This is a genomic window from Spartobacteria bacterium UBA695 (genome assembly GCA_002298145.1).
Lineage (GTDB): Bacteria > Verrucomicrobiota > Verrucomicrobiia > Chthoniobacterales > Chthoniobacteraceae > UBA695.
Window position 1 is genome coordinate 1 of the sequence record DBMP01000008.1, and the last position, 14,807, is coordinate 14,807.

9 protein-coding genes are annotated in these 14,807 nt (G+C 52.8%); 5 read left to right on the forward strand and 4 right to left on the reverse strand.

Annotated elements, in window-relative coordinates; genetic code table 11:
• Positions 1–569 (reverse strand): DDE-type integrase/transposase/recombinase (locus B2828_RS03845; RefSeq protein WP_479632370.1); only part of this gene is annotated, 569 nt, incomplete at its 3' end.
• Positions 570–636: 67 nt separating this feature from the next.
• Positions 637–900 (reverse strand): transposase, encoded by a 264-nt coding sequence (locus B2828_RS03850; protein WP_479632371.1) that lies wholly within the window; start codon positions 898–900, stop codon positions 637–639.
• 268 nt (positions 901–1,168) lie between these two features.
• Between B2828_RS03850 and B2828_RS03855 the strand changes: the two genes are divergently transcribed.
• Positions 1,169–2,473 (forward strand): FAD-dependent oxidoreductase, encoded by a 1,305-nt coding sequence (locus B2828_RS03855; protein WP_479632372.1) that lies wholly within the window; start codon positions 1,169–1,171, stop codon positions 2,471–2,473.
• 491 nt (positions 2,474–2,964) lie between these two features.
• On the opposite strand, the gene B2828_RS03860 is transcribed toward B2828_RS03855, so the two are convergent.
• Together B2828_RS03860 and B2828_RS03865 are read right to left on the reverse strand one after the other, a co-directional pair.
• Positions 2,965–4,434 (reverse strand): MFS transporter, encoded by a 1,470-nt coding sequence (locus B2828_RS03860; protein ID WP_479632373.1) that lies wholly within the window; start codon positions 4,432–4,434, stop codon positions 2,965–2,967.
• 247 nt (positions 4,435–4,681) lie between these two features.
• Positions 4,682–8,335 (reverse strand): beta strand repeat-containing protein, encoded by a 3,654-nt coding sequence (locus tag B2828_RS03865; protein WP_479632374.1) that lies wholly within the window; start codon positions 8,333–8,335, stop codon positions 4,682–4,684.
• Between the two features lie 1,013 nt (positions 8,336–9,348).
• Here B2828_RS03865 and B2828_RS03870 point away from each other — a divergent pair.
• From B2828_RS03870 to B2828_RS03885, 4 genes are read left to right on the forward strand one after another with little or no spacing between them, the layout of a single operon-like run.
• Positions 9,349–10,077, forward strand: coding sequence for a hypothetical protein (locus tag B2828_RS03870; protein WP_479632375.1), 729 nt, complete (start codon positions 9,349–9,351; stop codon positions 10,075–10,077).
• 9 nt (positions 10,078–10,086) lie between these two features.
• A complete protein-coding gene (locus tag B2828_RS03875; protein ID WP_479632376.1) occupies positions 10,087–12,663 on the forward strand; it encodes a sugar-binding protein in 2,577 nt (858 codons plus the stop codon).
• Positions 12,660–13,814: a LacI family DNA-binding transcriptional regulator gene (locus B2828_RS03880; protein ID WP_479632377.1), complete on the forward strand. Its 1,155-nt coding sequence runs from the start codon at positions 12,660–12,662 to the stop codon at positions 13,812–13,814. The genes B2828_RS03875 and B2828_RS03880 overlap by 4 nt, the downstream gene beginning before the upstream one ends.
• The gene (locus tag B2828_RS03885) at positions 13,811–14,761 is read left to right on the forward strand and encodes a glycoside hydrolase family 130 protein (protein ID WP_479632378.1); all 951 of its coding nucleotides are present in this window, start codon (positions 13,811–13,813) and stop codon (positions 14,759–14,761) included. The genes B2828_RS03880 and B2828_RS03885 overlap by 4 nt, the downstream gene beginning before the upstream one ends.
• Positions 14,762–14,807: the final 46 nt, after the last annotated feature.

Sequence of the window (14,807 nt, forward strand, 5' to 3'; positions counted from 1 at the left end):
CCGTTCTCTACCGGCTTGCCGGGTCGGATGAAGTCCAGCTTCACTCCATGCTGGTACGCCCAGCCGTCCATGATTCGGCTGCAAAACTCTGTCCCATTATCCACCGTGATTGATTGGGGATAGCCGCGCTCCGCCGCGACTCGATCCAATGCATACACCACCTTTGACGCGGTAAGCGATTCGGTCGCTTCCAGCACAGGGCACTCCCGCGTATACTGATCGACTACCGTCAACGTGCAGAAGTATCGGCCGTTTTCCAACCGGTCGGTTACGAAGTCCATTGACCATCTCTGATTGGGAGCTTGGGCCGCTTCAACAAGACCCCGCTGCATGCTCGCCAGCTTCTTGCGTTTCTTGGTTCGCATCTGCAATCCAAGCTCGCTGTAATGCCGGTATACTCGCCTTTTCCCTACGGTACATCCTTCTCGGCGCAGCATGACCGTCAGCCGTCGATAGCCGAATCTCACCCGCGTCATGGCGATATCTCTCAGTCGCATTTTTAATGCACTTAGATCTTTCGCCTGGCTTCGATAGTAGAATGTGCCCGGTTCATCATGAAGAGCCTGCATGCCCGCCGGGAGCCGATTTCAAACCGCTCTGTGATTTGCTTAACCAGTTCCCGCTTGCGTGCAGGCTTCAGAGCTTTTTTGAGATGACCTCTTGCAAAATGTGTTTATCCAGGCTCAGGTCGGCTACCAGTTGCTTTAATTTCCGGTTCTCCTCTTCGAGCTGCTTCAGACGCTGCAGCTCGCCCACTCCCATCCCGGCATATTTACGCTTCCTGTTATAAAGCGTCTGTTCGCTGATTCCCATTTCCCGGCACACTTCCAGCCCCTTCGTACCGGTTTCCAATCGCTTCATCGCGTAGATGATTTGCTCTTCGCTGTATCTTTTTTTCATTGGGTCTCCTTCTTCTCGGAGAACCCCTTATACCTTGAATCACTCAAGTTTCACCGGTCCTGTTTTCCGAGGCAACGTCAGGGGAACCCCTTGACTCAGGATAATCGACCCACTAGACTCTAGCCAACGATCCGCTACTTTTAACGCTCGGTAGGACATCAATGAGATCGCATAGAAATAAGTTTGCAAAATCGAATAAGCTATCCGGCATCAATGCTCGAGCCGCAAGGGAAAATCCGAAACGGAGCTCAAGTCGAGGGAGGTCACGATGAATCCAAACGCAGATACACCCCACTATGATGTGGTCGTGATGGGAGGAGGAACAGCTGGGGCGATTGCCGCCATCCAGTCCGCCCGCGCCCAGGCTCGCACCCTTGTCGTTGAAAAGAGCGGAACCCTAGGTGGAACCATCACGCTCGGGGGGGTCAATTTCCCAGGACTTTTCCATGCGTGGGGGCGCCAAATCATCGCGGGGATAGGCTGGGAACTGGTCAGTCAATCGGCGGCCTTGAGTGGGCAATCTCTTCCGGATTTTTCCAACTACTATCGACCTCATTGGATGCTGCAAATCCCGGTCAACCGTACCCTGTTTAGTGCGCTTGCCCACACAAAGGCTCATGCATCGGGTGCAGATCTGCTTTTCCACAGCATGCCTGCCGCCGTGGAATGGGATGAAGCACGCCAGCGGTGGAATCTCCAAATCTGCTGCAAGGAGGGGCTCATGTCCATTACAGCCAAAGTCATCATCGATGCAACGGGCGATGCCAATGCCGTGCGGATGGCCGGGTTCCCTCTGCGAAAGAATTCCGCACTCCAACCGGGAACACTGATGCTCCAATGTAGCGGCTATGATCCAGCGACCCTCCATTACCCCCTCATCCAGCAGGCATGGAACGATGCGCTAAAGACTGGAGAGGTCCGCCCCGGTGATGTGGGGGGCAAGGAGATGTCCGTCGAGCACTTTCTCCATACTTATGGGAAAAACTGCATTCATATTACTGGCATCGATGCCTCGACCAGCAAGGGAAAATCAGAAGCGGAACTCAAAGCACGGGAGGCCGTTTTACGCATTTACCGATTTTTCCATCAGCAGCCAGGGCTAGAACAGTTCTCTATCGAAGACAGCGCAACAGAATGCGGCATCCGCGAAAGTTGTGTGATTGAAGGCGAGGCGGATGTGACGATCCAAGATTATCAGTCAGGACGCCTATGGAAAGATGCGGTTTGCCACAGTTATTATCCCATTGATATCCACCGGGAAGATGGCAATGGAGTCGACGTTCGCCCTCTGGCGGAAGGTGTGGTGCCAAGCATCCCCCTGCGGGCGATGATTCCCAAGGGATCGACCCGGCTGATTGTGGCCGGACGCTGTATCTCTGGAGATAAGGGGGCGAGCTCTGCCTACAGAGTCCAAGCCTCATGCATGGCTATGGGCCAGGCAGCAGGAGCAATTGCTGCATTGTCTGTCGCGCTGGATCGGGATATCCGAGACATCCCGCGCGCTAATCTAGTTCGCCTACTACAACATCACGGTGCTATTGTTCCGGGAGAACCTCTGTCTGCTTGTCCGTAAAACGCCGATTTTTTAAGGGGGCGCGGATGTCTGGGTAATATGGATTAGCAGGCGACATCCGAATTCGGATAGGGGCGCGTTTTTCTAGCGCAAAACCCTGTTTGGGGCTGTTTTCTGGGTAGGCTCTGCCCTTGGTTGACGCTCGGTGTCGCCGGTCAGTCAAAGTGTACCAAGTAAGGTCGAAATGAAGTGGTTCATTCAAAATGTACCACCTATGAGGGGCGAAAACGGCTCCGTATGACCGCCTGAAGGCGGTTGGAATGGGGCGCATGTCCAACGTCTTCAAAGTGAGTCATCAAGAAACGATCCGTAATTTACACGAATAAGCGTGGTCGCAGCAGTGCATTGCGCAGGAGCTTGGACCGTGGGAGCAAGTTTCCACGCGCTCTGGCGCAGAACGTCCCCTACGCAACGTGTCAGCTCAGTGGCTTGATTACAAATCGGTTTGATGCTTTGACGGCTTCGACTTCGATGGCTTGCGCGAGGTGGCTTTAGGCGGGCGGGCCGACGAAAATGATGTCGCGGTGCTCTTTGGGCAGTGGAGCAACGTAGTGATGGGGCCCGCCGTGCTGCTTCCAGCCCCGGTAGACTAGGAACATGGGAAAGATGGATAGCGCGAAAAGCGCGGCGCTCCAGAAATAGATCATCCGGTAGTCGCTGTGGACCAAGTCCATGAATTGGCCCACAAGGTAGTTACCCAAGATGAGCGCGCCGCAGCCGAAGACGTTGAGGCCGGATGAAAATTGGCCAAATTTCTCCTCGGGGAATATCTTCATGGTCATCGCTTGCGATCCCAATCCCCACCCAACGCCGGGGATGGCGACGATGAGAGTGCAAATGAGGAAGCTGGTTTTATCGTTGACTAGATAATAGGTGCCGATGGCTCCAAGAATCTGGCCGACGAGTGCTAATAAAACAACGCGCAAGGCGGAGTACTTGTCGCAGAGCCAGCCCATAGGTAAGTAGGCCACGGCGGAGGCCGCCGAACCCCACGCAAATACTTTGCCCATGTTGTCCATGCTGATGCTCAGGGTGTCGCGATTAAAGAGCACGGTGAAAGGACCGGCACAAGATCCGGCGCAGGTGGCGAGGACGAAGGCGATAAAGAAGTTGCGGTAAATCGGGATGGATAGGCATTCCCGGAAGTAGATGGCGAAGGATTTCAGAATACCGGGGCGGTCTTCGACAGGCGGAGGGGGTAGGTATTCGCCTTCCTTTACGTGGCGGCACATCAGCATGAACGAGATGAGGTAAAAGACGCCGACACCTAGACACACTTCCTTGCGATGGGCAATCACATGGGGAAAAACGAACCAGAGAAATAGGGCACTGCTGACGGTGCCGACGATGCGGAACCAGGAGAGGAAGCGGGCCATGAGTTCCAGGGGAACCACATCGCGCAGGAGCCAATTGTAGGCGTTTACCAACACCATGTTGAAGAAGTGGAAGGAGACGACCAATGTGCAAAGGAGGGTCAGAATGACTGTCGTGATGGAGACAGCTGGAGCTAGGTGGAAAAGGATATGGATATCAAACCAAGTGGCAATTTCGGGGGCAAAACCAACGGCTACTAGCGCTCCCACGGTGAGCGGGGTGACGACGTAGAGGAACGGGATGCGGCGGCCCCACCGACTACGGTAGTTATCACTCCATTGGCTGATATTGGGGAGGAATAGGATGTTGACGAGCCCAGCGAAGCTCCCTGTCATGATGCCGATGAGGGAATTGGAGGCGTGCAGATCTTTTAGATAAAGCGGGATGAACCGGCCGAAGATTTGCTCGAAGAAGGTGAAGGCGAAGTCGCCCCACAGGAGCCACAGAAAGAGGACAACCAGCCCGCGTAGCGTATACTGAAGGGTTCCTGCCGAGTATACTTTCTTTGAGATGCGCTCTTTGGCGGATTCAGCAGAAGATTCCGGGGGAAGCTGGGCAACAAATGTTTTTGAAGGGGGGATATTCATATTGGGGGCTCAGGAGGCGGCCATGTATTTCGCTCTCAATGATTCGATGCGGTAATCCGGCTGATTGCAATCGGGGCGGTGTTTCAGAGAATTGTGGGGCTGGAAATATTGAAGTTTATCGGGCAGTTGTAGAAATTCCGAATTCTTGGTGGTAAGAGCTGTTGCAAAAGAACAGCAGCCATAGCCCCCCTCGCGCTATGGCTGCTGAATTTGTCCCAACTGGTATAGAGCGGGATCCCCTTGATTCTTACCTGATCGCACGCCGACGCAGGCGCTGACCAAAGGCGAGCATTCCCAGCCCGCCTACGAGCATTACCCAAGTGCCCGGTTCGGGAACCACCGTCAGGGTCACGTCGTTGAAATTGGCACCGCTGGCACTGTCCGTGTTGTAGCTCAAGAGGTATTCCGTGGTGCCGACCGTGAATGTATAGTCGGAATTCGAGGTGACCGTATAGGTGGAACCGCTTGTGATGATCGTGGAGAAGTAGCCCGTCGTGGTGCCGCTGCCTGTGTTGTCGATTAGGGTAATGGTGCTGCCCAGTGTCAGGCCGCCCAAATCCCTCAGATCCAGCGTGCCGGCAAGGGTGACAATTCCGTTGACCTTCACCTGGTCATAGGAGATTCCCGCCACCGTTCCGCTCACTTCCGCCACCAGCGTGGCCGTGGAGTTCAGGGTGAGATTTTCCGTCACCGTGCTATTACCCTTCAACCAACCGCTGATGTTGGCGCTTCCGGCAATGGTGCCGTTGGCGTTTAACGTGGCTCCCGCTGAGACCGAAAGCGTGCCGGTTGACTGTGTGGTGCCTGTCAGAGAAGTAGTGCCGCTATTCACCGTCACGCTGCTGGCGATGTTATAGCCGCTCAGCGCGCTATTGCCGTTTAGGGTGGTGGCTCCAATGCTCAGGCCGCTACCGTTGATCGTTGCGCTACTGCCGGAAACCGTGCCGATCACTTGGCCGCGACCAGCGAGGTTCGCCCCGCTGTTCACTGTCACGCTGCTGGTCGTCGTACCGCTGATGGTCAAGGTGCCTGAGTTGTCAGTGATACTCGTGGCATTGGTGATTCCGGCCAGGGTGCTGGCTCCGTCAAACGTTGTGGCTCCAAGGGTCAATCCCGTGCCGTCGACCGTGCCGTTCGTCACGCTCACGTTGCCGTTCGCCGTGCCGCTGCCCGCGAGGGTCGCACCGGTGACGCTCACCGCGCTGCCTGCCGCGAGCGAGCCATTGACAGTCAAGGTGCCTCCTGTAACCGCCGTTGCGCCGGTGTAGCCGTTGCTGCCGCCAAGCACAAGATTGCCGCCGCTTACGATAAGCGCCGTGGTGCCCAAGCCGTTGACAATGCCGCCGTTATACGTTCCGCCGCCGGTAACGGTCAAGGTGGACGTCGTGTTGGCTCTGCCGTTGGTCACGGTCTGGATGCCGGTTCCCGTGCCGGTCAGCGAGGTAATGGTTTGATTGTAGCCGTTCAGGTTGTAGGTGTTGCTGCTGTTATCCGTGCCGCCGCTTGTTCCGCCGAGCACCAAGGCCGTGTTGGTGGGCAGCACGTTGGCTGCGCCATTGACCAGAACGCCACCGCCGTAAACCCAAGTGGGACCGTAGTAGGTGTTTACGGCACTCAACGTGACGGAGTCGCCGGTAACATAAAGATCGGAATTGTAACTGGCGTTGGAACCGCTGATGACACCGGTAACGTTGATGCCGCTCGAGCCGCCGTTCAAGACCAGGATCGTGCCGTTCTTTACCAAAGATCCGGAGAGGATCAGCAAACCGCTGCCGCTGTTCTTCACGGTGTTGAGGCCGTTACCTAGAGCGTAGATTGTCTTGTCCAGCGTTCCCGCAGCGCCGGTATATTGCAGCGTGCCGGAACTGGTGGCCGCCCCCCCCAATGTCACCAAGGTGCCCGAACCCAGTGCTTGAGCTACTGCGCCACTGGCTACCGAGTTGAACGCCAAAATACCGCTCTGCACAATGGTCGAACCGCTGTAGGTGCTGGCACCAGTAAGCGCCCAGTAACCGATACCACTCTTTATCAAATTCGTCGTTTTACCGGTGGCTGGGTCGAGAATCCGCAACCCCATGATGTTGTTTGCGGTATTATTACCGGTTAATGTAATCGTTCTATTCGCCGTCCCGGAGGCACTTGTGTTATTCGCTAGAGTGCCCGCAGTATTTGAAAAGACCAGCGCGCCCGAGCCCTCGTTGTCAATGATACCGGCCGTATCAATCATCATGGTTCGGTCCGTTAACACCCCCGTCCCCGTATAAACCAAAGCGGCCCCACCGGACAGCTGAAGCAGATAACTGCTAGTGCCTGAGCTGCCAATGCTGCTGGCCACACCGCCATTGGCAAGCGTACTAACAGCCAACGTTCCTCCCTGAACTATCGTGGCGTATGTATATGTGTTTGAACCATTCAAGGTGAGGGAGCCATTCCCTGTTTTTGTAATTCCGGCAGTGCCGGAAATCACTCCCCCAACAACCAAATTGCCGCTAGTCACATTAATGGTCACAAACTTGTTGCTACCCACCCCGAGTGTAACCGCGCCAGTCCCCAAGTTTAGCGTATCGCTTGACGTATAACTGAACCCTGCTTCGTTCGTCCAGTTTTGGGCGTTATTCGTGGCTAGTGTGATCGCGCCGCCGGAGGTGTTGCCGAGAATGCCGCCCGAAATCGTCAGCGTGCCAGTGCCAATAGCATAGGCATTGTTGAGGTTCAGTTGCCCGCCGGTAAGTTTCGTACCGCCGCTGTAGCTGTTGGAGCCGGAGAGTGTCTGCGTTCCTGAGTTCTGTTTCGTGAGGATCATTCCCAACGCACCGTCGCTAATGGAGCCTGAATAGGTATCAGTGACTCCGCTGGCCGTGTTTAACGTGATACTCGTAATAGTGTTGTAGTTACCCGTGATCAGCGACGAGAGATTTTTACTGCCATTAAGACCGCCGACAAGGAGATTAGTGATGCCGCTGCCCATGGCAATAACGCCCGTCCCCGAGGTATCGATGCTGCTATATTGCAGTGCGTAGATGCCGCCAATCTGCAAAACACCGCCATTGATCAGCGTCGATCCGGTAAACGTATTGTTACCGGTGAGAACCCACGTTCCGACTCCGCTTTTCACAAGGTTTGTCGTTCCGGAAGTAGCGGGATTACCTATCATCAGCCCCATTGTGTTGTTGTCGGTGTTCGTGCCTGTAAGTGTGATCGTACGGCTGGTGCTGGCCGCGGTAGCCGCATTCGTGGTAATGCTTTTCGCTGTATTCGAAAATATAAGAGCCCCCGAACCCGAGGCATCAATGGTGCCGGAATAATCAATCATCAGCGCACGATCGGTCGATGAACCGCCCCCTGTATAAAGCAGCGTTGCACCACTGATAAGTTGCAAATTGCTGGGGCTATTGGACGAACTGCCGGTGCTGCTTGCCACGCCGCCATTGGCAAGCGTGTTGACGCTGAGAGTGCCACTCTGGACAATCGTCGCGTACCCATAAGTATTGAGTCCATTGAGCGTCAAGGTGCCGCTGCCGCTTTTGGTCAGTGAGCTTGCCCCGGCGCTATTGTCGGCAATGATTGCGCTGATGGTCGCAGTCACGCCGTCGGCGACCGTGATCGCACTTGACTTGTCATTCGCCAATCGAAAGGTCCCGGAAATGGCGTACCCCGATGTGTTAAAAGTGATGTCGTTGACCACCACCCCCGACGCGGTCACTGTGCCGCCCGTGGCGTTGAATAGAGCGTCGGAGTTTGCGACCCAGGTTGAACCGCTCCAGTTCGCATCCGTCGCATTCCACAAACTGGTGTTCGCCCCGTTATTCCATGTCATGGTGGCGGCGTGGAGGGGGCAAACCGACAGCCATGCCAATGCCACGAAGGGTAAAATGCTTTTGGAGGGACACGGGGTATTCATGGGGGATATATTGGTTATGGGGTTTTGATGCGGGCAGAGTTTGTCCGAAACGAGGGTTACAATAACTCTTTGTGTAGCGAGGGCAATAATTTTTTCCAATATTTTCAGCTCGCTGGTGTCGAGTAATAGAATGCTGCTGATTTTATTAAGAAACATCCGATAAATAATAGGCAACGGTAGAGATATTAGCATCGAGGGCACAATTGAGCGGCGGAAGTTAGGGCAACTTTTGGGTTCAGGCCAACCAACTGTTGAGGGCCACCCCGTCGGATTTTATTGGCGGACGAAGTGCGGGCTATCTGTGGCCCTGTATACGCGGAGGCATCCAGGGGCGGGCGACCGAGGATTGATCTGGTGGGATATCTCAAATTGCACATGGTAGCTTCGACGGCCTGCCCAGCGAACATTCAATCGCCTCACGCTGGGTCGACTCGCCCTTCGTCCGGGACTTGCTCGGCTACAGCGCTACAGAGACAACGTCCGACCATTCCTGCCTGAGCGTCATCCGCATCCTGCATGGAAGTTTACGGTCAACGGCTTGAGCAATCGCCGACTTCAAGTATTGCTGCCCAACGGTCTCGCAGATCGCCTGCATCCTGCGCCGTCTGCGCAATCATGGCCTGCTTAAGAGGGTCGGAAATACCTACCGCTATTACCTCAGCGCGCTTGGCCAATGATTATTGGTGGACGCACGCGAATTGACCGAACACCTCACCCCTCTTCAACCTAACTCAGCCAGCCTGTATATCCCGCGCTATCTGCGAAGAATTTAAGAAATAGGGGACTGATATTTCCACTGTTGCCTATTATTTGTCGGATGTTTCTCGATAAAAACAGCAGCATTTTTGAACTCGACACCAGCGAGCTGAAAATAGTGAAAAAAATTATTGCCATCGCAAACAAAAGGGTTACATTAACCCTATCGTTTCGCGCGAACTCCACCCCAGCCAACCCCCATATCTGCACCCTCAACTTTGTGACTATTCTGGTTGTTTTTAACATCCCTGGATATTATGCGCTCATTACTACCGTTTTTTTTGATTATAGCACTCATCCGTATCGCTCATGCGGGGGGATTTTCAGAGACTTTTGAGTCCCTCTCGGACGACACACTTGTTAATTCTGGTTCTATTCCGGACTGGTCTCAACGAGGCGATAATCCTGATGGAAAAGCTGTCGTGAAAGTGAAGTCCGGGTACAATGACAGCAAGGGGCTCGTGATTGAGTCGGCGAGCACTTTTGTTCAGTGGCAATCTAATAAAGCGGCATGGCGCGCCGCCGACGGTCCGGCAGAGTTTTCAGTGGATTTCTGCCTCATTGGAAAAATAGGTCAATTGAATATCGTTGTGTCTCAGTATGGATATTCGGGCTTTTGGATTGGAATCGAGCCTCAGACAATCAAAGTTTCGACCGGTGGAAAAACAGCCTTTGAGTGCAGTTCGCAAAGCTGCATTGCAACGATTGAGTCAGTGAAATGGTATACTTTAGTGCTTAAAAATATTGAACTTTCTGAATCCGTTGCGGGAGGGCCCATTTCCGGAATGTTGTATATTTATGAGAAGGCCAAGCCGATTAATACTGTATTGGATGGCATCAAAATTATTGCCGCCGGCCAGGATAGACCCTTTGTGGCTATCAATCAGATCGATTTTAGACGCTTTGGCGGAGTTGCTAACGAGGCTAATATACAACTGGACAACGTCCATATTGGCGAAAGCAAAAAAGATAGTGGAGCTAAATAAGGAACAGTCATGAATCGCTACATTCTGATTTCCATTGCAAGTATTTGGGGTGGATTAGTGTTTTCTGCACCCCTGCGGGCTGAGGCGCCCTTCTTAAGGATAGCTACTCCTTCTTCCTCTGAGGACAATGTTTTTTTTCCCGCTGAGGAAAAATCAGTTAAGGTTGTTGCTTTCAATTCCTCAAAAACTCCGATCACCGCAAAGATATTCGTTAAAGTAAAAACAGATCAAGGAAAGCTGCAGGAACTTGCCAAGGATATTGAGGTTCCCGCAGGTGGTCAAGTTGAAGCAGACTTTAAACCTGATCTGCCGGAACCGTGCTTTGCGACTCTTAAGGCAGTTTGTTTCAACGAGAATGGCGATGTCTTGGCGAGCAGCGAAACAAGTCTTGCTGTCGTCCGCCCGCCCGCATTACAGGATGTTCTATTTGAAAAAGCATTTTTCGGGTTTTCTTTTTTCGGCAATCCCGAAACGGCCAAAAAAATCGGCGGGCGCTTCATTCGAAGCATGATTCACTGGAAATTCTCAAATCCCGCCCCCGGAAAGTTCAACTTTGGCGAGTTTATTGATCAAGGAGCAAGGGCTCAACGAGCGGGCGTTGGCATGATTTATACTTTTGCCCTGTATCATCACCCAGATTGGCTAAAGACGAATAATACCGCTGAATTGGGATCGGAGGATGGATTCAGACTTTTCGACGATTGGATCGCGGCGGCGCTCAAACAACTTCCGAAAGGACCTTTCGCTATCGAAGTTAGCAACGAGCCGGATTTGGAGTTTGGAGGATCAAAAACATTAAATCGAAGGGAATCGGCTAAAGTAGCTTCCTCTTTTCTCGAACACGGATACAAAACAGTCAAGGCAGCCGACCCAAAAATCCCCGTGCTCGGCGCAGGTGTCTCGGGTGTGGATTTTCACAATAACCTTTCTTTTGCCCGCCAAATGCTGGAGGACTGTGCGGGTAGTATTGATTATTTCTCCCCCCACCCTTATACGGATGCTCGCTTCATTAATGCGGAGGGTTCAGCAGACTGGCCTGACTCATATCCGTTGGATTCCTATCTTCAGAAGTGCGCCGATATGGCTACCCAATTCACCAAGGGAAAGGCGGTTTGGTGTACGGAACTTGGGTGGGCAATTTCAAATGAAGCTCCGGCTGATTCCCCTCTATCGAGAGATTTTGCGGCCATTTGCGGCCAAGCGATGGTGTTATTTAAGACTGTTCCGCATGTAGAGAAATTTGCCTACTTTGCGGGACAGGTCGTCTGGCTCGAAAATAGATGTACTTATTCCCTATTCGGGGCCGACGACAAGGATGTAGGAAAAACCCACAAGTGGCATCCGCTGGCACCAGTAAATGCCTTCGCCACCGTTTCATCCCTTCTAGAAGGCAGCGAGACTGGACAGTTGCTTGATTTGGGCCCCGCAGTGAAGTCCTACCGATTTGAAAACTCTGCAACCGGCCAAACGGTGATTGCGCTTTGGGCCTCCAGTTACGAGGTGTCCCTTCGAGGTTCTCTGCCGAAACAGCTGAAACAAATAGATCTCTACGGTCGCGAATTTGATGGGGCCTCGGCATTAAATCTGACTCGCACCCCAACTTTTCTCTCCATCCCATCCTCAGAGGGAGAGCGGCTGGTCAAGTCCTTGGCAAAAGCCGAATGGAAGCCCAAGGTTCCTTTTCAAATTACACATATTTCGGCTGAAAAACTCGGCGTTTGGAAAATATCCACTCAATGCCTTCTGCAGAAACCAGCGACTGCAGAAATCTCGTTTGCGGGCTCTACGACGAAGTTCACTTTTAGCGCCGGTGCCAACCAGTCCATGATTTCGGCACCTGTAGAGGTTCCCCGTAACGGAAAACTCGAAATTCCAGTTTCCATCGATTCTTCTGCTGGCCATACCGAATACCGCTTTAGCAAGGCGTTTTGTTTGGTACCTTATGTTAATCGGGACGATCTATTAATCGACGGAAAAATATCCGCAAGCGAAGCGACCTTGCTTAACGGCACCCTTAATGATCGTTTATCAGTGCTGCCTCCTGACCCAGCAATTCACTGGGATGGTCCCAACGACCTCAGCGTTCGTTACGGCTATGCATGGAACGAGGAAGGGCTATATCTGGCTGTGAACGCCACAGATGACGTATTGGCCGCCAAACCCGAGGGTGGTAACTATTTTTGGAACTACGACAGCCTGCAGGCCGGGTTTGACATTGGGGCAGAGAGTTCCAACAACTACAAACCAGGCGACAGGGAGATCGGAATAGCGTTGAATAAATCAGGGAACGCCGAGATTTTTCAGATATATCCACCCAAAACTGATCCCCCAAGCATTCAGGCGGCAGTGAAGCGAGAGAATACCACAACGATTTACGAATTGTTTGTTCCTTGGTCGTATTTCCGAATACCTGAAGGTCAGTCCATGGAGAACGCTATCATCGCCGCCAACTTTATCATTAACGACAACGATGGAGCAGGCCGGAAGTATTGGATGGGGCCTGCGGATGGAATTGCGTCTGGAAAACGTCCGGCATCTTTTCCATGGCTTGTTCTTGCCCCCAAAAAAACACCAATTCACCCTTGAAAAAAATTCTAAAAGCAACAATGGAGACCACCCCTCCACTCAAAAATCGCCTCACGCTCAAGGACATTGCGGATGAATTGGGCGTCTCCACAATGACTGTCTCCAAATCCCTTCGGGGCATAGGACGCATCAGTGAGGAAACCCGCCGTCTTGTAAGGGAGAAGGCAGAGGAAATCGGGTATTTTTCCTCCAGAGAGCGGCTCTTTCCCTTGCTTGCCAAAATGTTAGGAGGCGGCGAACACCGGATGAGGCTTCTCTGCCCCACGGTGGGGGACTTGGACCGAGGCGATTCGCGCGTCTACCGTAATGACATGATTGTTGGTCTCGAATGCGCTCTGCAGCATCAAAACGGAGATCTTCTCACCAGATCTTTCACGGCGTTGGATGATCTGTTGGCGGCTCTGGATAAGGAACTCATTCACTGTGTTGTTCTTAGCGAGCCCTATCCTTCGGACTGGGTCGAAGCCATTAGCAAGCGATCTCCTGTCGTTTATGCGTGCGGGCATGATTTTCAGCTTGGGGTGGACGCGGTGTATTACAATGAATCTCGCGCAGCCGCGCTAGCGGCGGACAAGTTGCATGAAGCAGGGCACCGACACATCGCATGGCTCGGCATCCTGGATCGGCATGCGCCATTTCTGGAACCTGACGAGGCGTTCAGCCCAGACAAGACTGCGGATTGGCTATCCCACTCGACGCATGGAACTCGCTATGCCGCATGGCTCTATCTCGCCAACCAGCATCCCGGTCTTGTCAATTGGCCGGTTAAGTTCGTCGATCGTGACTGGAAAACATGCTCCCTCACTGACGCGGTCAGACAGGGATGTCGGGAAATCTTCAATCTCCAACCGAGACCTACAGCAATTGTCTGTGTTGGTATATCGGTTGCCAGGGAGCTCATTCTTCAACTCGAACAATCAGGATTGAGAGTTCCTAAGGATGTGAGTATCGCAGTCTACGGTGCTGAGGAACAGAGCAGCACAGAGAACGTTCTCCAAATTTCAGGGCTCTCGATGCCCATGGACAAGGTAGGCAACCTCATACCCGAAGTCGTACAACGACGCCTTGCGTATCCCGAAGGATTACCTCTCAGCCTGCAACTCGACGCCAGTTGGTTTCCAGGAGAAACAATACATCAATTACTCACATGATATCAGATACACAGCCGACTTCTTTACTTTACCAAAACGGCATTCTCGAACGGCATTCTCAAAACCCAATCATCAGCCCCGGCGATATGCCCGTACGTTGTTCGTCCGTTTTTAATTGCGGGGCGGTCTGGTTTGAGGACCGTGTGCTTTTATTGCTGCGGGTTGAGGATATGGCGCGCGATAACAAGTTTTACGTTGCCACGAGCGAAGACGGAATCGATTTCGATATTTGCGACACGCCAATTGACTATCCGCTGCGTGACATGGAAGCGCGGTATTTGGAGAACCGCTTCGATATGCGCATCACCCCCTTGGAGGGACGCTTTTATGTGACCCATGCCAGTTGGCTGGGTGGATACGGAAGCTGCATCGGTACTGCAAAAACAAAAGACTTTCAAAAATTTGAAGCAGTCGGGAATCTTTCCGTGCCATCAAATCGCAACGCAGTGCTATTTCCAGAAAAAATCAAGGGCCGCTATGCACGTCTGGAGCGTCCTCAGGATATTAACGGCACCGGCCGTATTTGGGTTAACTACTCGCCAGACCTCCTCTATTGGGGGCAGGGGCAGCCTATAGTCCTGCCAAAAACCCCTTGGAGCTCGGAAAAAAATGGAGCCGGAGCGGTCCCCATCAAGACAGATCGAGGATGGCTCTGCGTCTACCATGCAACGGCAAAAAACTGCGCAACTGAGAACTATTACCTTGGCGTAATGCTGCTTGATCTTGAACATCCAGAACGGGTTATCGCCGCCCCGAGGCAATTTATTCTGCAAGCGGAAACGCCTTATGAATGCATGGGGCAGGTACCAAATGTAGTTTTTACCAATGGCGCAGTGGTTATGCCTGATGGGACATTGAACATTTATTATGGTGCGGCAGATACGCGTATATGCCTCGCGCAAGTTCCGGTAAATGATCTTCTGAAATATTGCCTCTCTGAGGCTTAAACTAGGCCATCGAAAGTCATTCTTGCATATGTAATTGCGATATTGA

Excerpts from the sequence above, each read along its gene's own strand:
- B2828_RS03885 (WP_479632378.1), top strand. The coding sequence starts at position 13,811 with ATGATATCAGATACACAGCCGACTTCTTTACTTTACCAAAACGGCATT.
- B2828_RS03850 (WP_479632371.1), bottom strand. The coding sequence starts at position 900 with ATGAAAAAAAGATACAGCGAAGAGCAAATCATCTACGCGATGAAGCGA.
- B2828_RS03855 (WP_479632372.1), top strand. The coding sequence starts at position 1,169 with ATGAATCCAAACGCAGATACACCCCACTATGATGTGGTCGTGATGGGA.
- B2828_RS03875 (WP_479632376.1), top strand. The coding sequence starts at position 10,087 with ATGAATCGCTACATTCTGATTTCCATTGCAAGTATTTGGGGTGGATTA.
- B2828_RS03870 (WP_479632375.1), top strand. The coding sequence starts at position 9,349 with ATGCGCTCATTACTACCGTTTTTTTTGATTATAGCACTCATCCGTATC.
- B2828_RS03860 (WP_479632373.1), bottom strand. The coding sequence starts at position 4,434 with ATGAATATCCCCCCTTCAAAAACATTTGTTGCCCAGCTTCCCCCGGAA.
- B2828_RS03865 (WP_479632374.1), bottom strand. The coding sequence starts at position 8,335 with ATGAATACCCCGTGTCCCTCCAAAAGCATTTTACCCTTCGTGGCATTG.